At 72.7% G+C, this 22,147-nt stretch carries 19 protein-coding genes; 13 read left to right on the top strand and 6 right to left on the bottom strand.

What is annotated here, in order from left to right; genetic code table 11:
- Positions 1-158: 158 nt before the first annotated feature.
- Positions 159-1,403, top strand: a complete 1,245-nt coding sequence (locus tag ACN28G_RS13350; protein WP_373868409.1) for a D-alanyl-D-alanine carboxypeptidase family protein — start codon at positions 159-161, stop codon at positions 1,401-1,403.
- Between the two features lie 32 nt (positions 1,404-1,435).
- Positions 1,436-2,260, top strand: a complete 825-nt coding sequence (locus ACN28G_RS13345) for a M15 family metallopeptidase (RefSeq protein WP_091446601.1) — start codon at positions 1,436-1,438, stop codon at positions 2,258-2,260.
- A 127-nt stretch (positions 2,261-2,387) separates the two neighbouring features.
- Here ACN28G_RS13345 and ACN28G_RS13340 read toward each other — a convergent pair whose 3' ends face one another.
- The gene (locus tag ACN28G_RS13340; protein ID WP_421479244.1) at positions 2,388-3,353 is read right to left on the bottom strand and encodes an alpha/beta hydrolase; all 966 of its coding nucleotides are present in this window, start codon (positions 3,351-3,353) and stop codon (positions 2,388-2,390) included.
- A gap of 637 nt (positions 3,354-3,990) precedes the next feature.
- On the opposite strand from ACN28G_RS13340, the gene ACN28G_RS13335 reads away from it, so the two are divergent.
- From ACN28G_RS13335 to ACN28G_RS13300, 8 genes are all read left to right on the top strand, one after another.
- Complete coding sequence (locus tag ACN28G_RS13335) at positions 3,991-5,190, top strand: RtcB family protein (protein WP_091439436.1); 1,200 nt, start codon at positions 3,991-3,993, stop codon at positions 5,188-5,190.
- A 41-nt stretch (positions 5,191-5,231) separates the two neighbouring features.
- Complete coding sequence (locus ACN28G_RS13330; protein WP_421479242.1) at positions 5,232-6,530, top strand: snapalysin family zinc-dependent metalloprotease; 1,299 nt, start codon at positions 5,232-5,234, stop codon at positions 6,528-6,530.
- 225 nt (positions 6,531-6,755) lie between these two features.
- Positions 6,756-7,205 carry a PepSY domain-containing protein gene (locus ACN28G_RS13325; RefSeq protein ID WP_421479241.1) on the top strand — a complete coding sequence of 150 codons (450 nt, stop codon included), beginning with the start codon at positions 6,756-6,758 and terminating at the stop codon, positions 7,203-7,205.
- On the top strand, positions 7,202-9,109 hold the full coding sequence (locus ACN28G_RS13320; protein WP_421479240.1) for a YncE family protein: 1,908 nt from the start codon (positions 7,202-7,204) through the stop codon (positions 9,107-9,109). Before ACN28G_RS13325 ends, ACN28G_RS13320 begins: the two co-directional genes overlap by 4 nt.
- Positions 9,100-11,061, top strand: coding sequence for a WD40 repeat domain-containing protein (locus tag ACN28G_RS13315; RefSeq protein ID WP_421479239.1), 1,962 nt, complete (start codon positions 9,100-9,102; stop codon positions 11,059-11,061). The genes ACN28G_RS13320 and ACN28G_RS13315 overlap by 10 nt, the downstream gene beginning before the upstream one ends.
- Positions 11,058-12,032: a formylglycine-generating enzyme family protein gene (locus tag ACN28G_RS13310; RefSeq protein WP_421479238.1), complete on the top strand. Its 975-nt coding sequence runs from the start codon at positions 11,058-11,060 to the stop codon at positions 12,030-12,032. Before ACN28G_RS13315 ends, ACN28G_RS13310 begins: the two co-directional genes overlap by 4 nt.
- Entirely contained in the window at positions 12,029-12,850 is an 822-nt protein-coding gene (locus tag ACN28G_RS13305; RefSeq protein ID WP_091439416.1) for a flavin reductase family protein, read from the top strand. Before ACN28G_RS13310 ends, ACN28G_RS13305 begins: the two co-directional genes overlap by 4 nt.
- Entirely contained in the window at positions 12,847-13,851 is a 1,005-nt protein-coding gene (locus ACN28G_RS13300) for a carbon-nitrogen hydrolase family protein (protein ID WP_421479237.1), read from the top strand. Before ACN28G_RS13305 ends, ACN28G_RS13300 begins: the two co-directional genes overlap by 4 nt.
- Here the strand turns inward: ACN28G_RS13300 and ACN28G_RS13295 are convergent.
- Positions 13,815-14,327 carry an SRPBCC family protein gene (locus tag ACN28G_RS13295; protein ID WP_421479236.1) on the bottom strand — a complete coding sequence of 171 codons (513 nt, stop codon included), beginning with the start codon at positions 14,325-14,327 and terminating at the stop codon, positions 13,815-13,817. The two genes, ACN28G_RS13300 and ACN28G_RS13295, sit on opposite strands and share 37 nt — an antisense overlap.
- A gap of 92 nt (positions 14,328-14,419) precedes the next feature.
- Positions 14,420-15,430: an endonuclease/exonuclease/phosphatase family protein gene (locus ACN28G_RS13290; protein ID WP_421479235.1), complete on the bottom strand. Its 1,011-nt coding sequence runs from the start codon at positions 15,428-15,430 to the stop codon at positions 14,420-14,422.
- Positions 15,431-15,638: 208 nt separating this feature from the next.
- On the opposite strand from ACN28G_RS13290, the gene ACN28G_RS13285 reads away from it, so the two are divergent.
- Complete coding sequence (locus tag ACN28G_RS13285) at positions 15,639-16,805, top strand: NYN domain-containing protein (protein WP_421479234.1); 1,167 nt, start codon at positions 15,639-15,641, stop codon at positions 16,803-16,805.
- Positions 16,806-16,860: 55 nt separating this feature from the next.
- Here ACN28G_RS13285 and ACN28G_RS13280 read toward each other — a convergent pair whose 3' ends face one another.
- Both ACN28G_RS13280 and ACN28G_RS13275 read right to left on the bottom strand, forming a co-directional pair.
- Positions 16,861-18,306 carry a sensor histidine kinase gene (locus ACN28G_RS13280; protein ID WP_091439402.1) on the bottom strand — a complete coding sequence of 482 codons (1,446 nt, stop codon included), beginning with the start codon at positions 18,304-18,306 and terminating at the stop codon, positions 16,861-16,863.
- Positions 18,303-18,980 (bottom strand): response regulator transcription factor, encoded by a 678-nt coding sequence (locus ACN28G_RS13275; RefSeq protein WP_091439399.1) that lies wholly within the window; start codon positions 18,978-18,980, stop codon positions 18,303-18,305. Before ACN28G_RS13275 ends, ACN28G_RS13280 begins: the two co-directional genes overlap by 4 nt.
- A gap of 213 nt (positions 18,981-19,193) precedes the next feature.
- Between ACN28G_RS13275 and htpG the strand changes: the two genes are divergently transcribed.
- Positions 19,194-21,110, top strand: a complete 1,917-nt coding sequence (gene htpG, locus ACN28G_RS13270; protein ID WP_421479233.1) for a molecular chaperone HtpG — start codon at positions 19,194-19,196, stop codon at positions 21,108-21,110.
- A gap of 108 nt (positions 21,111-21,218) precedes the next feature.
- On the opposite strand, the gene ACN28G_RS13265 is transcribed toward htpG, so the two are convergent.
- Positions 21,219-21,641 (bottom strand): VOC family protein, encoded by a 423-nt coding sequence (locus ACN28G_RS13265; RefSeq protein ID WP_091439392.1) that lies wholly within the window; start codon positions 21,639-21,641, stop codon positions 21,219-21,221.
- Positions 21,642-21,794: 153 nt separating this feature from the next.
- Here ACN28G_RS13265 and ACN28G_RS13260 point away from each other — a divergent pair, with 153 nt between their 5' ends.
- The gene (locus ACN28G_RS13260; RefSeq protein WP_217628828.1) at positions 21,795-22,145 is read left to right on the top strand and encodes a VOC family protein; all 351 of its coding nucleotides are present in this window, start codon (positions 21,795-21,797) and stop codon (positions 22,143-22,145) included.
- The last annotated feature ends 2 nt before the right edge of the window (positions 22,146-22,147 follow it).

The following is a 22,147-nucleotide window of genomic DNA, read 5'->3' as shown; positions in this document are numbered from 1 at the left end:
CGGCGGCGGGAAAGATCTTGGAAGGGAAGTGCCTCCTGGAGGGGCCGTCTTCTTCCAAGATCCTTCTGGGGGTGGTCCACCGATTCGTCGGAACCAGCGGCAACGGCCGAATCCGCCGACCGGCCACCGGAGCACCGCCGCGCGGTTAGCGTGAGGGCGTGAGAGGTTGCCGTCGGGCCGCCGTGCTGACCGTCGCGCTGCTCCTGGCGTCGTTCGGCGTACCCGCCACCGGCGTCGCGGCCCCGGACCCGGGGTCGGCGACCGTACCCTGTCCGAGCGTGCCCGCCACGCGACCACCGCGACCGACCCCGCCCCGGGTCGACCCGGTGTCGCGCACCGTCGGCGGGACCGGCCTGGCCACGCCCGGGTTGGTGGCCCCGGCGGGGGCGACCCGGCCACCGGCGGTCAGCGCGACCTCGTGGCTGGTCGCCGACCTGGACACCGGTGCGGTGCTGGGCGGCTGCGGCCCGCACGAGTACGCCACCCCGGCGAGCGTGCAGAAGCTCCTGCTGGCCGCCACGATGCTGCCGCGACTGGACCCGGGCCAACTGGTGACGGCGACCCACGGTGATGTGGACATCGAGCCGGGCAGTTCCGCGATGGGGCTGGTCGAGGGCGGCCACTACCCGCTGGAGAGCGTCTGGCTCGGGCTGCTGCTCACCTCCGGCAACGACGCGGCCAACCTGCTGGCCCGCCTCGGCGGTGGCCCCGACGGGCTGCCCGGCGGGGTACGGGCGATGAACGAGCAGGCCCGACGGTTGGGCGCGTTGCAGACCCACGCGGTCACCCCGTCCGGGCTGGACGGCCCGGGGCAGTTCACCAGCGCCTACGACCTGGCGCTGATCGCCCGGGCCTGCTTCGCCGACGCGCGGTTCCGCCGGTACGAGCTGACCGAGCGGGCCCGGGTGCCGGCCCAGCCGGCGCTGCGCCGCAAGGGCTACGAGATCCAGAACGACAACCAGCTCATCCAGCGGTACCCGGGAGCGTTGGGTGGCAAGACCGGCTTCACCGACCTGGCCCGGCACACCTACGTCGGCGCGGCCGAGCGGGGCGGCCGTCGGCTGGTGGTCACCCTGCTCGGCGCGGAGGTCGACCGGCAACGCGGCTGGCAGCAGGGTGCGACCCTGCTCGACTGGGGGTTCGCGCTGCCCCGCGACGCCTCGGTGGGGCGGCTGGTCGCTCCCGGCGAGACGCTCACTCCGAGCCCCACCACCGGGGCGACCCTGCCGGTGGTCGACACCGGCCGGGCGGCCACCCACAGTGACGGGCTGGCCCGCGTCGGCCGCTGGTGGACCCTGCTGGTGGTCGCGGTCGGCCTGGTCGGCACCGGCCTGCTGACCTCCCTGTTCAGCCGCCGCCGTCGACCCCTGCGCGCCACCGGTGGCGACGCCGACCCCGGCTGACCTTGGCGACAGCGTGCGTGGGTGGTCCGGCCATGCGCCGGGGCGTTGTCCTGGGCCTGGTCGTTGTCCTGGGCCTGGTCGCCGCGGTGCTGCTGGCCGCCTGCCAGCGGCACCCGCCACAGCCACCGCCGACACCCACCGCCTCCGCCGAGCCGCGCGCGCCGGCGGACGTGGTGGCCCTCGCCGACGTCGACCCGACCATCCGCACCGACCTGCGGTACGCCACCGCGCACAACTTCGTCGGCCGGCCGCTGGACGGCTACCGCGAGCCGCTCTGCCTGCTCACCAGGGCGGCCGCCGACGCGCTCCGCCGGGTGCAGGCCACCGCCGTCGAGCAGGGTCACACCCTCAAGGTGTACGACTGCTACCGCCCGCAACGCGCCGTGGACGACATCGTGGCCTGGGCCCGCCAACCGGGTGGGCCGGACACCGGTCCGGAGTTCCATCCCCGGGTGGCGAAGTCCGAACTGTTCGACGCCGGGTACCTGGGTGCGCCGACCGCGCACAGCCGGGGCAGCACCGTGGACCTGACCCTGGTCGCCCTGCCAGCCGTCACCTCACCACCAGCCGCGCCGGGTACGCCCCCGGTGGCCTGCACCGCCGCGCAGGCACTGCGGTACCCCGACGACAGTGTGGACATGGGCACCGGTTTCGACTGCTTCGACCCGCTCGCGGCCACCGCCGCGACCGGTGTCCCGCGTGCCGCCCGGGAGAACCGGCTACTGCTGCGGCGGCTGATGACCGAGGGCGGATTCGTCAACTACCCCCGTGAGTGGTGGCACTACCGCTTCACCGACGAGCCGTACCCCGGGACGTACTTCGACTTCCCGATCACCCGCACCTCCCTCCGCAGGTAAGGAAGGGCCCCCTGTTAACGCATTCGGTAGAGCGGGGTACCCCTCTCACAGCTGGATTCGGGCGTGACGCGATGGGCTTCGGCGCGGTGGGGACGGCCGTCGGTGGTGGGGACAGGCGTCGGTCGGGTCAGTCGGTGGCGGGGGCCAGCGGCAGCCAGGCGAGCACGTCGCGGATCGCGCGGTCCCAGTACTCCCAGTCGTGCCCGCCGGGGGAGAAGTCCACCGTGGCCGGTACGCCGGCCCGCTGGAGCGCGTCGGCGAAGCGGACGTTGTCGTCGTAGAGGAAGTCGCCGGTACCGCAGCCGATCCAGAGCGCCGGCAGCCCGCCGTCTCCATCAGCGCGGTCACCGTGACCGCCGTCGCGGTCACCATCGCTGCCGGCACCGGCAACACTGCCGGCACCGGCACCGGCACCGTGGCCGGCTTCGGCTCCGGCACCACTGGCGGCACCGGCACCGTGGCCGGCTCCGTCAGTGTTGCCGGTGTCGGGACGGCTACGGGTGGGCACGGAGGTGGCCCGGTCGAGCAGGGTCAGCAGGTCGTCGTCGGTGCCCCGGACGGTCCGGTCGCCGAAGGCGGCGTGCCAGGTGGCCGGATCGAGAGGGCGTTGCGGGTGCCGGTGACGGGAGGCCAGGTCCAGGGCGCCGGAGAGGCTGGCCGCCGCGGCGAACCGTCCCGGTTGCTGCAACGCCCACTTGAGGGCGCCGTACCCGCCCATGGAGAGCCCGGCCACGAAGGTGTCGGCGCGGCGGCGGGAGAGCCGGAAGAACGAGTGGCAGACCTTCGGTAGCTCCTGGCTGAGGAACGTCCAGTACTGGCTGCCGTACTCCTGGTCGGCGTAGAGGCTCCGCGCGACCTGCGGCATCACCACCGCCAGACCCAGGGGCGCGACGTACCGCTCGACCGAGGTACGGCGCAGCCAGGTCGTGTCGTCGTCGCTGAGGCCGTGCAGCAGGTAGAGCACCGGCGGATCACCGGTACGGGTGCTGCCGGACATGCCGATCTGCGTCGCGGCCCGCTCCGGCAGCAGCACCGTCATCGACGTGCTGAGGCCGAGCGTCTCGGAGAAGAAGTCACAACGGATCCGCGCCATGACCGTCGAGGCTAACGAATGGGTGGACGGGGCACCGGCCGCCGAGCCGGCATGGTCGGCGGGCTCAGCAGACCCATCCTGCCGGGAATCCCGTTGCGGGGTTCCCCGGATCTGCCTACCGTCGACGGGTACCGTCCGATCGAGCCGACCGGGGAGTCCCACCGTGCCGCAGCTGCTCAGCACCCGCATCAGGCGTGTCACGCCGTGCCCCGGTGCCCCGCTGCGACCTGGGCGCGGCCCGGAGCGGCAACATCCGCGCCCCGGGCCCGCCGGTTCGGCACCCTGAGGCGGATAGCGGCCGGGCCGCACCCTGACGCGGATAACGGCCGGGCCGCACCCTGACGCGGATAGCGGCCGGTCCGCACCGTGACGCGGTTAGCGGCCAGCCGCGCCCCGACGCGGTTAGCGGCCGGGCCGCCCGGTGACCGGGCGAGGTCAGCCTGACCCGATCCGGTCCGTCCTGGGTAGCCGGAACGACTCCGGTACGCGGGTCGGGTCGCCCATTCGCCATCGTCCGACCCGTACGACCGGTCCTGATCGGGCCGGTCGTCGGCTGATCCGTCCAGCCTTTGCCGATTCCGCCGGCACCAGCTGGTCCACCGCCGTCGACGTCGACGGCACGACGTGAGGAGCAATCGTGAGTTTCACCCCGCTGCCGGGTACCCGGGCGCCGGTCCGGGTCTGGACCGACCCGTACACGATCGAGGCGCAGGCGGCCCGGCAGCTGCGTAACATCGGTGCACTGCCGTGGGTGCAGGGTGTCGCGGTGATGCCCGACGTGCACTTCGGCAAGGGGGCCACGGTCGGTTCGGTGATCGCCATGCGGCAGGCGGTCTCGCCGGCCGCGGTCGGCGTGGACATCGGCTGTGGCATGTCGGCGGTGCGTACCTCGCTGACCGCCGCCGACCTGCCGGACGACCTGGCCGCGCTGCGTGGCGCGATCGAGGCGGCGATCCCGGTCGGGTTCGCCAAGCACGCCGACGCGGTCGATCCCCGGCGGGTACGTGGGCTGGAGCAGGGCGGCTGGGGCGACTTCTGGCAGCGGTTCGCCACCCTGGACTCCCGGGTGGCGAAGCTGGAGACCCGGGCCCGGCAGCAGCTGGGGACCCTCGGCGGCGGCAACCACTTCATCGAGGTCTGCCTGGAGTCCGGGGGTGCCGACGACGGCCGGGTCTGGCTGATGCTGCACTCCGGCTCCCGCAACATCGGCAAGGAGCTGGCCGAGCGGCACATGGCGGTCGCCCGGCGGCTGCCGCACAACGCCGACCTGCCCGACCGGGACCTGGCCGTGTTCCTGACCGGTACGCCGGAGATGGACGCCTACCGGCGGGACCTGTGGTGGGCGCAGGAGTACGCGCGGCGTAACCGGGCGATGATGGTGGCGCTGCTCTGTGGCGTGGTGCGGGAGCGCTTCCCGACGGTCGGCTTCGACGAGCCGATCTCGGCCCACCACAACTACGTGGCCGAGGAGACCTACGGTGGCGAGCAGGTGCTGGTGACGCGGAAGGGTGCGATCCGGGCCGGCAAGGGGGACCTGGGCATCATCCCCGGCTCGATGGGCACCGGGTCGTACGTCGTGCGGGGTAAGGGCAACCCGGACGCGTACTGCTCGGCGTCGCACGGCGCGGGTCGGCGGATGTCGCGGGGGCAGGCCAAGCGGACGTTCAGCACCGCCGACCTGGCCGCGCAGACCGCCGGGGTGGAGTGCCGCAAGGACGCCGGGGTGGTCGACGAGATCCCCGGCGCGTACAAGGACATCACCGAGGTGATGGCGCAGCAGCAGGACCTGGTCGAGGTGGTGGCGCACCTCAAGCAGGTGGTCTGTGTAAAGGGCTGACCGTACGCCGACCCCCACGCGTCGCGTCGGGGCGTCCAGGTATGACGCAAACGGTATACGACAGCCGGACACTGACACACCTAGCATCAGCACGCATCGATACGCGGCGGTGCTGTGCCGTCGCGGGACCGAGGGAGTGTGCGATGGTGCGACGACACCTGCTGCGGGCGGCGACAGCCCTGGTCGCGGCCGCGCTGGCGGCGACCGGGCTGACGGCCGTGGCCGCGGCGCCGGCCGCTGCCGCGGTACGGACCGTCTACTACGACGCCAGCCGTACCGGCGAGTTCCGGACCAACTTCGACGCGGCGGCCCGGATCTGGAACAGCTCGGTGAGCAACGTCCAGCTCGCTCCCCGTACCCCGGGCAACATCACCATCTACGTGGACAACGGCTGGCCCCGGGCCCAGACCACCTCGCTCGGCAACGGCCGGGTCTGGATGGGCTGGGAGGCTGTCAACCAGGGGTACGACCGGACCCGGATCGCCACCCACGAGATCGGGCACATCCTCGGGCTGCCCGACCGGCGTACCGGGCTCTGTTCCGACCTGATGTCCGGCAGCAGTGCCCCGGTGTCCTGCCGCAACGCCAACCCCAGCGCCGCCGAGGCGGCCCAGGTGCAGCGGAACTTCGCCGGCAGCGCCGTCGCCGCCACGGGCAGCTTCACCTGGACCGGCGCGGGTACCGCCGACGGCGAGGTCACCCCGCTGGTGGTCGGTGGCCGGCCGGCCACCGAGAACTACCCCTTCATGGTGTACGTCTCCGGCTGCACCGGCACGCTGATCAAGGCCAACTGGGCGGTCACCGCCAAGCACTGCGGCACCCCGGCCTCGGTTCGGGTGGGCAGCGTCAACCGCACCAGCGGCGGCACCGTGGTCAGGGTGACCCGGGCGGTCAACCACCCGAGCATCGACGTCAAGCTGCTGCAGCTGGCCAGCTCGGTCAGCTACGCACCGGCGCCGATCCCGACCACCTCGGGTGCGGTCGGCACGGCCACCCGGATCATCGGTTGGGGGCAGACCTGCGCCCCGCGTGGCTGTGGCTCGGCACCGAGCGTCGCCAACGAGCTGGACACCTCGATCGTGGCCGACAACCGGTGCGGCGGCATCAACGCGACGTACGAGATCTGTACCAACAACACCAACGGCAACTCCGGTGCCTGCTACGGCGACTCGGGTGGGCCGCAGGTGCGCCGGGTCAACGGGGTGTGGAACCTGATCGGTGCCACCAGCCGGTCCGGCAACAACGACTCGACCTGCGCCACCGCCCCGTCCATCTACGGTGACCTGCCGTCGATCCGCGCCTGGATCAACACCCAGGTGGGTGGCCTGCCCGCCGCCTGAGCCACCGACCGCCGCCGAGCCGACGGGGACGCCACCACCGGCCTCCCCGTCGGCTCCGTCGTGCCGGGTGACGGCCAATGCCAGGGGACGGCCAGGAAAACCAGGAGATAGCCAGGAAAACCAGGAGATGGCGAGGACTCGGGCAAGCTTCGGCCAACCGTTCGACCGCCGCGCCGCGGCCTTCGTAAGTCCGGTTCGTAAGGCCCAAACGAACTGGAGGCTTCGATGCGCAAGGCAGTACTGGCGACGGTAACGGCGGGTCTGTTGATCGGCGGCACGGGAATCGCGGTCGCCACCGAGCAGGGTTCCGCCACCGGGGAGGCCGCGTCCTGCGCCACCCCCGCCGCACCCCGGATGCTCACCTCGGCCCAGGCCGGCGACGCGGCCCTGCGTGGGGTGGGCGGCGGCCGGCTGGCCGGGGTCCAGTTGGCCGAGCAGGAGGGGCAGGCCCTCTACCGGGTGCAGTTCGTCCGGGGCAACCAACTGCGGACGGCCGTGATCGACGCCTTCACCGGGCAGGTCATCTCGGTCAGCAACGGCGGCTCCACCGGCGGCGGCTCGACCGGTAGCGCCAACGGCAGCGAGCGCGACCGCGACGATGACGACGACGATGACGATGACGATGACGATGACGACGACGGCCCGGTCCGGCAGGGCGTCGAGGCCAACAAGTGACGGTCACCGACCGGCTCATCCGGATCCTGTACGTCGAGGGGCACGGCCTGCTCGCCTCCGACATCCACGGCCGGATCCACCTGTTCGACGACGACCTGCGGCTGGTGCGCTCGTCGCCGTTCGTCCGCCACGGCCGGCCCGTCTACGGGCTGGCCGTGGCCGACGGCTGGGTCGTCGGCAAGGACCGGATGGGCGCGGTGTTGCGCTGGCGGTTGGCCACGTTGGAGCTGGTCGACCGGCTGGACCCGGCGACGGTCTGTGACCGTTCGGCGCTGCTGACCGGGGAGGAGCCCTCCCCGGTCAGCTCGCGGGGCATCGGCATCTGGGCCGGTCGGGTCCACGTCACCAGCGGCTACCACCATCAGCTGCTGGTGATCGACCTGGCCACCTTCGAGGTGCTCGACATCCGGCCCAACCTGTGTGGACCCAGCCCGATGGAGTGGGCCTGCACCGAGCATCCCACCCGGCACGCGATCAGCGACAAGAAGGGCAACCTGCGGTTCGGGTCCTTCGACACGCTGACCTTCGACGAGGTGGTGAAGCTCGACGACGGCAACATCCACCGGGTCCGCTACGACCGGCGGCACGACCGGTTCTGGGCCACCCAGGACTTCGGCGCCGGGGTCACCGCCGACGTGGCCAACGGCGTGGTGGTGGTCTCGCCGACCGGCCAGCAGGAGGCCGAGCTGCTTTTCGCCCGCGACGACGTGGAGTTCGTGGTCTTCTCCCCGGACCACCGCCGCGCCTACAGCGGCGGGTTCGACGGCGAGCTGCACATCTTCGACAACACCGAGCGGCAGCTGCGCGTCGAACGTACCGTCACGGGTTTCCCCCACCAGCTCGTCGACTGCACCGTGGCCCCGGCTGGGGACGTGTACCTGCTCTGTCAGGACGGCGAGGTGGTCCACCTCGACGCCGCCGGTGACCTGGTCGCCGGGATGGGTTTCCGCCGGCAGGCGGTCTGGGACCTGCAGCCCGCGGTGGAGGACCCGGCGGTGGTGTGGTGTGCCACCGACACCGGGGTCGCCCTGGTCGCCGTCGGCGAGGACCGGGCCGGACCGACCCTGACCGTGACCGCCGAGCACGTCACCGGCTTCGGCTTCACCCGCCGGGTCGCCGCGTTGCCCGGTGGCGTCGTCGGCATCACCCGGGACCACCGGGCGTTCCGGCTCGACCGCGAGGGCCACCGACGATGGAGTACGCCGCTGCCGGCGCTGCCGCACACCATCGCCGTCGACGAACGCGGCGAGCGGGTGCTGGTCACCACCAACGCCGGCGCGGTCGAGCTGAACGCCGCCGACGGGGCCACGCTGGCCTGGCACGGCGTCGACGGGTTGCCGGTCTGGGCCGGGGTCCACCTGCCCGACGGGGAGCTGATGCTGGTCACCCGCAACGGGGTGATCGTCGTGCTCTCCGCTGACGACCGGAGCGTCACCTGGCGTTTCGACCAGGGGGAGTACCCCAAGCGGATGTGGGTGCAGGACGGCCGGGTGTACGTCGTCGGCGACGGCGGGCTCAAGGAGATCGTGGTCGGGCTGGGGGTGACCTGCCGTTGGTCCAAGCTGCTCTCGAACACGGTGGAGAACGCGGTCATCGCCGACGGCATGGTCTACGCCAGCTCGTACGGCATGCAGGTGGCCGCCTACGAGCATGCCACGGCGACCTTCGTCGGGCTGTTGGAGGATCTGCCGGACTACCCGAAGGCGCTCGCCGTGGCCCGGGACGCCACCGGCACCCCGTACCTGGTGGTGGGGGCGCGGGGCGGGCTGCTCTCCACGTACCAGCTGGACAAGACCGCAAGCGGCGCGCCGCTGGCCAAACTGCGCGACCGGTGGCTGCCCCGCCACCCGGCCCGCTACACGCTGACCACCCACGACCGGCCGGAGGTGACCGCGTGCGCGTGATCGACCTCGACGAACACCCCGGCGGACACGCCGCGCCCGTCACCCACGTGGCGTTGCGGCCCGCCGGGGACCGGCTCGCCACCTGCTCGTACGACGGGACCGTGCTGGTCTGGGACACCGCCGACCCGACGGCTCCGGTGGCCCGGCACCGACTGCGGCACCGCCGGCTGGTCAACGCCGCCGCCTGGCACCCCACCGACGCCGGTGTGCTCGCCACCGCCTCGGCGGACAAGACGGTCGCGGTGTGGCGGCTTGCCGACGACGAGCCGCCGTCGCTGCTCAACACGCTGGCCCGGCACACCGACGACGTCAACTCGGTGGCCTGGCTGCCCGACGGCGAGCGGCTGGTCTGCGTCTCCGAGGACGGCCGGGCCACCCTGTGGCACGCCGTCGACGGAACGTTCCTCGGTGAGGTCGGCGCGCACGCCGCACACTGCATGGCGGTGGCGGCCAGCCGGCACGGCCTGGTCGCCACCGTCGGTGAGGACGGCCTGGTGAGCGTGTACGACCTGGTCGGCTCCGATGCGCCGGCGCGACGCACGTACGACGTCTCGGTGGAGGGCTGCGCCTGGTCGCGGTCCGGCAAGATCCTCGCGGTGGCCCGCGACGACGGGCGGGTCGACCTGCTGACCCCCCAGCTGGACCTGTTGCTCAGTATGGCGGTCTCCACCTCGGCGGCCCGGACTGTCGACTGGTCCGACGACGACTCGTGTCTCGTCGTCGGCGCCTACGACGGGTCGGTGCACGTCTTCGACGTCTGCGGGCAACGGCTGCGGCGCATCGACGACGCCCGGGTGTGGCCACGGTCGGTCGCGGTCGGCCGGGGCCTGATCGCGGCGGGCAGCTTCGCCACCGGACCGCACCTGTTCGACCTGAGCACCGGGGCCGAACTGGCCGGCCCGGTCGGGGTGACCCACGGGCCCAACGCGTTGGCCTGGACCGGCAGCGAGTTGCTGGTCGGTTGCGACTCGGGGCTGGTCCTGGCGGTCGACCCGCAGACCTCGGCGACCCGTGGCCGGCAGGTCACCGACGGCCCGATCCTGTCCCTGGCCACCCACCGGGGCGTCACCTACGCCGGCACGTACGCCGGTACGGTGCTGAGCTGGCGCGACACCCCGGACGGCGGACCGGTCGGCCGGGTCGACCTGCGGGCCCCGGTGCCCGCGCTCTGCGCCACGGCCGACGGCGTGGTCGCCGGCACCTACCAGGGGGACCTGGTCGCCGTCACCGACGGCGATGACGGTTCGGTCGCCGGTGACGGCGACGGGAGGCGTGTCGGCGGTGGGGGCGACCCGGTCGGTGCGGGCGTGGGCTTGCCGCACGGCGGATCGGTGAAGTCCCTGGTGGCCCTGCCCGGCGGGTTCCTCTCCGCCTCGACCGACCGGACGGTGGCGGTGGGCACCCGCACCGACCGGCGGGTGCTGTGGGAACACGGCAACCTGGTGAACGCCGTGGCCGCCCTCGGCCCGACGGTGGTGGCCAGCGCCTCGCGGGACCACACGGTGAAGGTCGGCCGGCTGGTACGCGACGGGTCCGGCTGGCGGGTGGTCGAGCGGCAGACCCTGCTCGGGCCGGACGAGTCGGTCAAGTGCGTCGGCCTGCTCGGCGACCCCGACCGGCCCACCGTCCTCGCCGGTTCCTACGACTTCGGCCTGTACGCCTGGACGGTCGACTGGGCCGACACCTCGACGAGCCTGCGGTCCGGTCGGCTGTTGGCCGAGTTCCGGCAGGGGCTGTCCTGCATCGCGGCGCTGGACTCCCACCGGGTGGCCGTCGCCGGCTGGGACGGGACGATCCTCGTGGTGGCCCTCGACGGCAGCGGTGAACCGTACGTCCAGCGGGCGTTCACCGTGGCGGGCCTGCTGCGACAGTCCTCCGCCCACCAGCGCGACGATCCGTCGCGCACCACCCCGGCGTACCCGTCGGTCGAGCATCCGGAGGAGAGACCATGACCGACCTGCGGGCCCCGCAACCGGCCGGGGCCGCCCACTTCACCGAGGAGGCCGACCTGGCCGAGGGGCCCGTCGCGTCGGCGGCGGTGGTCACCCGGCTGTCGACGCACGGGCCGGCCGGCCTGGCGGCCCTGGTCGAGGAGGTGACCGCGCCGCTGGCCGACCGGCTCACCGCCGGTGGGCTCCTGGCCCTGCTCGGCGACCCCCGGATCGGCGACCGGCCGGCGGTCTGCCCGGTGCCCGGCGGCGAGGTCGAGATCGGACTCGACCCGCGGCGGGTCGCCCCGGTCGCCGCCGCCTGGGCCCACGTCGGGGTGACCGCCGAGTGGATCGACAAGGAGACCCCGGTGCACCGGGTGGAGCTGGCCGACTACTGGATCGCCCGGTACCCGGTCACCAACGCCGAGTACCGCCGCTACCTCGCCGACACGCCCACCGCCGGCCGACCCCGTACCTGGTACCTCGGGGCGTACCCGTGGGAGCGGGCCAACCACCCGGTGGCCGGCGTGGACGCCGACGACGCCGACCGGTACGCCGCCTGGTTGTCCCGGCGTACCGGGCATCCGTGGCGGCTGCCCACCGAGGCCGAGTGGGAGCACGCCGCGGCCGGACCACGGCGGACCGACTTTCCCTGGGGCGACGGGTTCGACCCGACGGCGGCCAACACCCGGGAGACCGGCCTGCACACCACCAGCCCGGTCGGGGCGTTCCCGGCCGGCCGGAGCTGGTGCGGCGCGCTGGACCTGGCCGGCAACGTCGAGGAGTACGTCGCCGACGACTACCGTCCGTACCCGGGCGGCCGGGCGGTCCACGACGACCTGGTCACCCGGGTCGGGCGGTACCGGGTGGCCCGGGGCGGCAGCTTCGCCCGCTACGGCGACCTGGCCCGTACCCGCCGCCGCCACGGCGCCCACCCCGGCCCGCTGTACCCGGTCGGGTTCCGCCTCGCCACCGGCGAGCCGCCCCGATGAGCCCCGACCCGCAGCCCACGCCGGTGTCTCCGGCACCGCTGCCGCCGACGTTGCTGCCGCCGACGTTGTGGAAGAAGCTGACCAGCACGGTCGGGCTGGTCGCGGTGCCCGGACCCCGGGGCACCAACGTGATGAGCGCCGAGTGGTCGTACTTCGTCAACAAGGACCCGCTCTACGTCGCCGTGGTGCTCGGGCCGCGGACCGCCAGCCGGGACCTGATCGACGCGGCCGGCCGCTGGGCGGTGACCTTCTGCGCCGAGGACCAGGCCGCCCTGGCCGACTTCGCGGGCAGCTGCTCGGTCACCGACGTCGACAAGACCACCAGCGTCGCGGTCGATCTCGCCCCCGGCACCCACACCCCCTGGGTACGCGGCGGAGTCCTCGCCGTGGAGTGCGAACTGCGCCAGGTGGTGCCCATGCCGGTGCACACCATGTACGTCGGCGAGGTGGTCGCCGCCCACCTGCCGGAGCAGCCGGTACGTCCGTTGGTCAAACACGGTGCCATGTACGCCCTCGGCGACCCGGTACGGCGTACCCGGATCCTCACCGCGACCCGACTGCTGCCCGACGGCACCCTGCGCGTCGCCGCCACCGGTCCCGCCGTCCCGGCCGGGTCGACGCCGCAGTGGCGGATCTCGTTGCTCGCCCCGGACGGCGCGCTGACCCGACTCGGCCGGTATCCGGCGGACCGCCACGGTGACCTGCTCGTCGAGGTCGCCCTGCCGGACACGGCGCTGCCCGCAACCGGCCCGGTCGGCCTGCGGGTCCGGGTGGAACGCGACGGCGCGCAGGCCGGGGAAGCGACGGTCGGGCCGTGACCGACCTGCCCTCGTCCCCGCCGGTGCCCTCGCCCGTGCCCCTGCCGGCAGGGCCGTCGCGGTTGCCGGTGGAGCTGTCGCGGTTGCCGGTGGAGCCGTTGCGGCTGGCGGTCGTGCAGGCCCGGGCGGTGCCGGGGCAGGTCGCCGAGAACTCCCGCCGGGCGGCGGCCGGTGCCCTCCGCGCCGCCCGGCGGGACGCTCGGCTGGTCGTCCTGCCCGAGCTGCACCTGTGCGGGTACGACCTGCCCGGGGTGACCGCCGCCGCCGTCGCGGCCGACGAGAGCGGGTGGGTCGTCGACGACCGGCTGGCCCCCGTGGTCGAGGTCGCCGTCGACCGGGACGTGACCGTGCTGGTCGGCGCGGCGGTACGGCACCCCGACGGGCGGCTCACCAACTCACTGCTGGTCGTGGACGCCACCGGGGTGCGGGTCGGCTACGACAAGCAGCACCTCTGGCACGACGAGCGGGCCCTGTTCACCCCCGGGCGGACGGGTGGTCCCGTTCCGGGGCGGGCCGGTGGGCCTGCCCCCGGGCGGGCCGGCGGCGCGCTGGTGGCTGTCGACGGCTGGCAGGTCGCCCCGGCGATCTGCTACGACATGTCCTTCCCGGAGCACGCCCGCGCCGCCGCGCTCGCGGGTGCCCACGCGTACCTCTGTGCCAGTGCCTTCGCCGCCGGTGCCGAGCACCGGGCCGCCATCTACCTGGCCGCCCGGGCCCTGGAGAACACCTGCTACACCGCGTTCGTCAACCCGGTCGGCGGACCACCCGACCGGCCCTGCCGGGGCGGCACCGCCCTCTGGGCACCGGACGGCCGCCGGGTCGCCGCCGTCCCCGGCACCGGTGCGGCGCTGCTGCGCTGCGACCTGGACCCCGCCGACCTGGTCCGGGTCCGCGCCTTCCTGCGCATGCTCGCCGAACTACCGCCAGAGCCAGGCCCCGGTGGGCGGTGGGGCATGCGGGACGGTCAGGCGGGATACTCGGCGAGGGCCCTGATGCCCTGAAGGGTGCGTTCCATGCCGGCGCGGAGCTGGTCGAGGCGGGCCGCCACGATCTCCTCCTCACGCTCCGGGCTCCGATCGATGACGAGGCTGAGCCCGGAGCGGCCGGGACCGATCCGCACCGACTGTCGTACCCGGGTGCCGGCCGCCTCGGGCGCCAGCTCGAACCGCCAGGTGGCCGCCGGGGACGACCGGTCTGCCGCGTCGTCGGAACCGGCGAACCTGCCGTCCACGTCGGTCACCACCCAGCCGAAGACGCGGGGCGGCTGACACTCGGTGACGTGGGAGGCGGTCCGCCACCGGCCGAGCAGCGGGTGGGTGTTGTGGCCGAGGAAGGCCGCCCCCACCACCGGCCGGTCCGCCCCGTCGAGCCACTCCACGTGTTGCAGCTCGGCACTGAGCCGGGGCTGCAGGTGGATGTCGGTCACCAGCTCCCAGACCTTCGACGGATCCGTCTCGACGTGAATCTCGCAGGTCACCGAAGGTCCGTCGGCATAACGCAACGTCGCCGCCCTCTGTCCGACCCGGACATCCGGGTCAACTGCATCGGCGGCCATGGTAATCGCCACCGTCACCGGGTGACCGTGAGGGTGACCAGGAAGCCCGCGTGATCGGTGGTACCGGCCATGTCGACCGACCGGCTGGAGTCGATGGTCACCCGACCGCTCGCCATCAGCTGCTGCACGGCACCGTCGTGTACGTGCAGGTAGTCCGTGGGCACGCAGGACCGGACGTCGGGGGTGCCACCGTGTCGGAGGTTCAGGTCGCCGCTGACCACGGTGGGTTGCTCGCGGGCGTCCGCCCGACGCTGCGGGATCTCCACCCCGAGCAGGTGGCCGCACTGCGCGAGCGCCAGGCTGGAACTGGTGTACGCCAGGTGCGTCGTGCAGGCGTACACGACGGTGGGGGCGTCGAGGCAGAGCCAGGCGCGTTGCTCCGGGTCGGCGGGGTCCTGCGCCGGGTAGATGCCGCTGTGCACGGTGTGTCCTGGGTCCGCGGTGGCTCCTGGGTCCGCGGTGTGTCCGGGGTTCGCGGTGTGTTCTGGGTCCGCGGTGTCTCCTGGGTTCGCGGTGTGTTCTGGGTTCGCGGTTGGCAGGCGTACCAGCAGTCCGACGCCGTACTGCTGGCCGTTGACGCAGCGGTAGGCGTCGCCGGTGCGGGCGTTGCGGGCGGCCCGGAAGGCCGGGATGACGGTGCCGGGTGCCTGCTCCATCGCCGGCCGCAGCGCGTCCAGGTCATCCCGGCAGGCCTCGTTGAGGGTGACCACGTCGGGGGTCTCGGCCCGGATCACCTCGGCGGTACGGGCCACGGACCGGCCGGTGTAGCAGCCGGCCTGGCCGCTGTTGCACAGGTTCGCCTGCAGGACCCGCAGCTGGGTGACGCCGGCCGGCCGGTCCGGGGCTGCCGGCCCGGTCGGGGCTGCCTGGCCGGTCGGCGCTGGCTGGCCGGTCGGGCCGGGCTGGCCGGTCGGGGCTGCCTGGCCGGTGGGGTCGTTCGCCGAGCAGGCGGCCAGCAGCGCGGTGACCGAGAGCAGGTAGCCGGCCAGCCTCCACCGCGGGGTCCGGTACGCGCGATCGGCCATGCGGCGCCCTCCGGCTCTGCTGGGATGGGCAGTGTATCGGCGCGTCCCGCCGCGTCCCGGTGTGTCCCGCCGCGTCCCGCCGTCCGCCGATTCTCGGCGCGTGCCGCCGTCCGGCGCGTCCCGGCGTGTCCGAGCAGGTGAGAGGGGTACCCCGCTCTACCGTAAGCGTTAACAGGGGGCCCTTCCTTCGGGGCGTAGGGTGGCGGGTGTGGATCACGAAGAGCGGATCGCGTTGCTGCTCGACTACGAGAACCTTGCCCTCGGTGCGCGCGACCACCATGGTGGGATGAGTTTCGACTTCCGTCCGGTCGCCGAGGCGCTGGCCGAGCGGGGACGGGTCGTGGTGCGCCGGGCGTACGCGGACTGGTCGTACTTCGACGAGGACCGCCGGATGCTCACCCGCAACCACGTCGAGCTGATCGAGATTCCGCAGCGGATGGGGGCCTCCCGCAAGAACGCCGCCGACATCAAGATGGCGGTCGACGCCGTGGAGTTGGCCTTCGAGCGGGACTACATCTCCACCTTCGTGATCTGCACCGGCGACAGTGACTTCACGCCGCTGGTGCACAAGCTGCGCGAGCTCAACAAGCGGGTGATCGGTGTCGGGGTGGAGAAGTCCACCTCCGCGCTGCTGCCCCCGGCCTGCGACGAGTTCCTCTACTACGACCGGCTGGAGGGTGTCGAGGTGCCGGCGTCGGCGCGGGGCCGGAGCCGGGCGGGTCGACCGGCGGCCCGACCGGCCGCCGGGGCCGAGCAGCTTCCCCCGGCCGAGCGGCCCGCCGAGCCGGAGCAGCCGCCCCGGACCGGGCCGGGGTCCACCGCCGAGCAGCTGACCGAGACCGAGCAGCTGAACGACGCCGAGCAGTTGCAGGACGCCGGGCCGGTACGCGACGCGGACAGCCTGGCGGTGCTGGTCGCCCAGACGGTGGCGGGGTTGCAGGGCAGCCTGAGCGACGAGGTGACCGCCTCCCGGCTCAAGCGCACCCTGCTGCGCAAGGACCCCACGTTCAGCGAGTCCGACCACGGTTTCCGTACCTTCGGCGAGCTGCTGAGCCACCTCGCCGGGCAGCGGGTCGTGGAGCTGGGGGAGGGCCCGGCCAAGGGTGACCCGTCGGTGTCGCTGCCGGAGACCGGTGACCGGGAGGTCGCCTTCGGGCTGCTGCGTACGGTGGTGGTCGAGGTGGCCGGCGGCGACGGTGCGGTGGCCCTGTCGGGGTTGAAGAACCAGCTGCGCCGGGCCCGACCGGACTTCAGCGAGAAGAAGCTCGGCTACCGCAGTTTCCTCCAGTTCTGCAAGGCCGCCGCCACCAGTGGCGCGGTCGACCTTGAGTGGAGCGCCGACGCGGACGACTACCTGCTCACCGCCCACCCCTGACCGGCGGCGCCGGCCGCCCCTGACCCGCCGGTCGCCCCTGACCCGCCGGCTGCTGTCAGCGGGTGCCGGAGGCCACCGGCAGGCCCCGGGCGGGGGCCGGGTCGTCGGCGGGGGCCGGCCGCGCGACCGGGAGGGTGATCACGGCGTCGATGCCCCGCCCCGGGGCCTGCGCCAGCCGGGCGGTACCGTCGCTGGCCTCGGCCAGCCGGCGTACCAGCGACAGTCCCAGTCCGGTGCCGCCCTTGGCGGCGTCCGGCGCGCGCCAGAACGGGTCCAGCGCCCGGCTGCGTTGTTCAGCGGTCAGCCCCGGACCGGCGTCGACCACGTGCAGTTCGACCAGCCCCGGTCCCGGTCGGTCGGCCGGGGGCACCAGCCAGCTGATCCGTACCGCGCTGCCCGGCGGGGCCACCCGCAGGGCGTTGGAGAGCAGGTTGTCGAGGATCTGGTCCACCGCGCCGGCGACCGCCCGTACCGGTGTCCGGTCGGGGCCGGTGGCCACCAGTTGCACGTCCTGTTCGGCGGCGAGCGGCGTCCAGAGGAAGATCCGGTCGGCGACCGCGGTGGGCAGGTCGACGGTCTCCCGTACCGGGCAGGTCTGTTCGGAGCGGGCGATGGCCAGCAGCGTGCCCACCAACCGGGCCAACCGGTCGGTCTCGGCAAGCGCGGCCCGCAGGTTGCGGGTGCCCGAGGGCGCGACGTCGGGTTCCAGGTTCTCCAGCCGCAGCCTTAATGCGGCCAGCGGCGTCTTGAGCTGGTGCGAGGCGTCGCCGACGAACGAGCGTTGGGTGGCGATGAGGTTCTGCAGCCGGCTCGCGGTGGTGTGGAACGTCGCGGCCAGCCGGCGCAGCTCCGGTGGACCGGTGTCGGTGGAGACCAGCGGCAGCGTCCCGTCGGCCAGCCGCCGGGTCGCCCGTTCCAGCTCCCGTACCGGGCGGCTGATCCACCGGGCCAGCGCGAACGCCACCAGGGCGACCATGGCGAGCACCGCGACCCCGGCCGCGGCCAGGATGATCCAGAACTGGTGGATCCGGTTCTCCATCGGGGCGATCGGCACGCTCACCCGGATCGCGCCCTGTCCGGCGTCCCCCGGGTGCACCGGTACGGCCACCGACATGATCCGCTCACCGCCGTACTCGGCGGTGCGGGTGCTGATCAGGCCACTGCCGTCGAGCACGGTACGCAGGTCCGGTGCCGCCGCCAGGCTGCCCGGCGGATGCTTCCAGGAGTGGGTGCTGGTGAGCAGCTCGCCCCGGGCGTCGACGATGTCGACGTGACCGCCCAGGCGCTGGGCCGACTCCCGGGCGAGCAGGTCGGCCCGGGGCAGGTCACCGTCGCGCAACGCGGTGTCGATGAACGCCGCCAGGACCTCGGCGTCGTGTTCCAGCTGCCCGAACGCGTGCTGCTGCTCGCTGCGGTGGTAGACGTAGCCGAGCGGGACCTCCAGGGCCACCAGGATCAACAACGCCAGGGTCAGGTACGTCAGCAGCAGCCGGCGGGTCACGCCGGCACCACCAGCCGGAATCCGACGCCGCGCCGGGTCTCGATCCAGGCCGGGTCGCCCAGCTTGCGCCGCAGGCTGGCCACGTGGAAGTCCAGCGTCTTACCGCGGCCGAAGAAGTTCGGCTCCCACACCGTCTCCAGGATGTCCCGCCGGGCCACGATGGCTCCCGGGTCGGCGGCCAGGTGCACCAGCAGGTCGTACTCCTTGGGGGCGAGGGCGACCAGTTCGCCGCGTACCCGGACCTCACGGGCCCGCAGGTCGAGCTGGAGCGGGCCGAGGGTGCGCACTCGGTCGTCGCGCGCCGGCGGTGGCCCGTCGGCCGGCGGCCGGGTCCGGCGGCCCACCGCGTGCATCCGGGCCACCAGCTCGCGGACGCTGAACGGCTTGGCCATGTAGTCGTCCGCGCCGAGGCCCAGCCCCAGCACCCGGTCCGCCTCGTCGCCGCGCGCGGTCAACATGATCAGCGGTACGGCGGAGGTACGGCGTACCGCCCGGCACACCTCGATCCCGTCCATGTCGGGTAGCCCCAGGTCGAGCAGGATCATCTCGGTCGGCCCGGCGGCGAGCGCGGCGGCACCGGTGGCCACCCGTCGGACCGTCATCCCGTACCGGGCCAGGCCGTCGACCAGTGGCTCGGCGATCGAGTCGTCGTCCTCGACCAGTAACACCTTCACCTGACGCCTCCGTTTCACCACCGTCGGGCCGGGCGCTCGGCACCGGCCCGCGGTTGGGCTGCGCACAGTAGTACGGGTACGACGCGCGAAGAGTTCGCTGCGGCAACCAGGCAACCAGGCAACCAGGCGAACCGGGCGGCTGACCGGAGCGCGACCGGTCGGGGACGCCTCGTATCCTTTCTGCGGAACAGTGTGTGTCGTGGGAGGGATGACGTGAGCAACCAGACCGAGACGTTGGAGTTCCAGGCCGAGACCCGCCAGTTGCTGCAGCTGATGGTCCATTCGATCTATTCGAACAAGGACGTCTTCCTGCGGGAACTCATCTCGAACGCCTCCGACGCGCTGGACAAGCTGCGTCTGGAGTCGATGATCGACAAGGATCTGCAGGTCGACACCGGCGACCTGCACATCGAGTTGGTGGCCGATCCCGAGGCCCGGACGTTGACGGTGCGTGACAACGGCATCGGGATGTCCCGGGACGACGTGGTCGCCCTGATCGGCACGATCGCCCGCTCCGGCACCGCCGAGCTGTTGCAGAAGATGCGGGAGTCCCGCGACGCGGCGGCCTCCCAGGAGCTGATCGGCCAGTTCGGGGTGGGTTTCTACGCCACCTTCATGGTCGCCGAGAAGGTCACCCTGCTGACCCGGCGGGCCGGGCAGACCGAGGGCACCCGGTGGGAGTCCACCGGCGCCGGCACGTACGAGATCGGCACCGTCGACGACGCGCCGCAGGGCACCTCGGTCACCGTGCACCTCAAGCCGGAGGACAGCGAGGACAACCTCTTCGACTACACCGCCGAGGCCAAGATCCGGGAGATCGTCAAGCGGTACTCCGACTTCATCTCCTGGCCGATCCGGATGGCCGTGCAGCGCCCGGGTGGGGAGGAGGGCTCCAGCACCACCGAGGTGCAGACCATCAACTCGATGAAGGCGCTCTGGGCCCGGCCCCGCGACGAGGTCGCGGAGGAGGAGTACCGGGACTTCTACCGGCACGTCAGCCACGACTGGTCCGACCCGCTGGAGACCATCCACATGCGCGGGGAGGGGACCTTCGAGTACGAGGCCCTGCTCTTCATCCCCTCGCACGCCCCCTTCGACCTGTTCCAGCGGGAGGGCCGGCGCGGCGTCCAGCTCTACGTCAAGCGCGTCTTCATCATGGAGGACTGCGAGGCGCTGATGCCGGAGTACCTGCGCTTCGTCAAGGGTGTGGTCGACGCCCACGACCTGTCGCTGAACATCTCCCGGGAGATCCTGCAGCAGGACCGCCAGATCCAGGTGGTCCGCCGCCGGCTGGTCCGCAAGGTGCTCGCCACGATCAAGGACCTGCAGGCCAACAACGCCGAGAAGTACCGCACCTTCTGGACCGAGTTCGGCCGGGCCCTCAAGGAGGGCCTGATCTCCGACACCGACAACCGGGAGACCCTGCTGGAGGTGGTCTCGCTCGCCTCCACCCACGACCCGGCCGAGCTGACCACCCTGGCCGGGTACGTCGAGCGGATGAAGGACGGCCAGAGCGACATCTACTACGCCACCGGCGAGTCCCGCACGATGATCGAGAACTCGCCGCACATGGAGGCCTTCCGGGCCAAGGGCTACGAGGTGCTGATCCTCACCGACCCGGTCGACGAGGTCTGGGTCGAGCAGGTCGGCCAGGTCGACGGCAAGGCGCTGCGTTCGATCGCCAAGGGCCAGGTCGACCTGGACTCCGAGGAGGAGAAGAAGGAGGCCGAGGCCGAGCGGGAGCAGCGGGGCAAGGAGTACGCCGCCCTGCTGACCTGGCTGACCGAGCACCTCAAGGAGCAGGTCAAGGAGGTCCGGCTGTCGTCGCGGCTGACCACCTCGCCGGCGTGCGTGGTCGGCGACGCCTTCGACATGACCCCCACCCTGGAGAAGATGTACCGGGCGATGGGGCAGGAGGTGCCGACGGTCAAGCGGATCCTGGAGCTCAACCCGACGCACCCGCTGGTCACCGGGCTGCGTAAGGCCCACGAGCAGGGCGGCGACGAGCCCGCGCTCACCGAGACCGCCGAGCTGCTCTACGGCATGGCGCTGCTGGCCGAGGGCGGCGAGCTGACCGACCCGGCCCGCTTCACCCGGCTACTGGCCGACCGGCTGGCCCGCACCCTCTGATCCGACCGTCCACGAGGTGGCAGTGAGTCCTCACCCCCCGCCCGCCGGTCGGGGCGGGGGTGAGGACGCCACCTCGCGGACCGCAGGCACCCGACGGTGGGCTCGGCCTCACATCGCCCGATAGCCGGCGGCGGTCTCGATCAGGTTGAAGCCGTTGCCGTCGGGGTCGACGAACTCCGCTCGCCAGCCGAACGGGTCGTGCTGGGGCTCGACCCGAAACCGTACCCCCTTTCGGTTGAGCTCTTCGTAGGTCGCCTTCATGTCGTCGACCAGGAGGTTCACGTCGGTGAACTCTCCGCAGCCCTTCCCCGGCCGCAGCTGTGCGAACTGTCTGGAGATCAGCGACAGGGTGGTCGGTGTGCTCGGCGCCGCGACCTCGATCCAGCGGACCGCGGAGTCCACCTCCGGTGCCTGGTCGGCCGGTACGGTCACGTCGAGCCGAACCTCGAAGCCCAGCGTGTCGGTGTAGAAGTCGAGCGCCTTCTGCTGGTCGGTGACGAAGATGATGACACTGCCGACACTCGTGATCATGGGTTGTCTCCTCGGGTGATGCGCCTGCCTGACAACGCGTCAGCGGCTGGTCTTTCGGCGACACGCCTGCCGGTGTCGCTGTCGATGCTGTCGCGTAGGGAATTTCCTACGTATCATCGTGGCATGAACATCACCCACGTGAAGCGTGTCTCAGTGCCTGTCACCGACCAGGACAAGGCCAAGGCCTTCTACACCGAGGCCCTCGGGTTCCGGACGCTCCTCGAGATGCCGGTGCCCATGGGGGAGAACTCCCGCTGGATCGAGGTCGCTCCCGAGGGCGCCGACACCACCCTGATCCTCGCCAACTGGCTGGAGATGACGCCCGGCAGCGTCGTCGGCCTCATGTTGGAGTCCACCGACATCGACACCGACGTCGAGGCGCTCCGCGCCGCCGGGGTCGCCGTCGAGGGCCCTGTCGACCTGCCGTTCGGCCGGCAGGCGACGTTCAGCGACCCCGACGGCAACGGCTTCGTCCTCGCTCAGCGGGCTGACGGCCAGGGCTGACG

Source organism: Micromonospora sp. WMMA1923, from assembly GCF_049179195.1.
GTDB lineage: Bacteria > Actinomycetota > Actinomycetes > Mycobacteriales > Micromonosporaceae > Micromonospora > Micromonospora yangpuensis.
The sequence above is the reverse complement of the archived record's forward strand: the minus strand, read 5'-3'. Positions and strand labels throughout refer to the sequence as shown.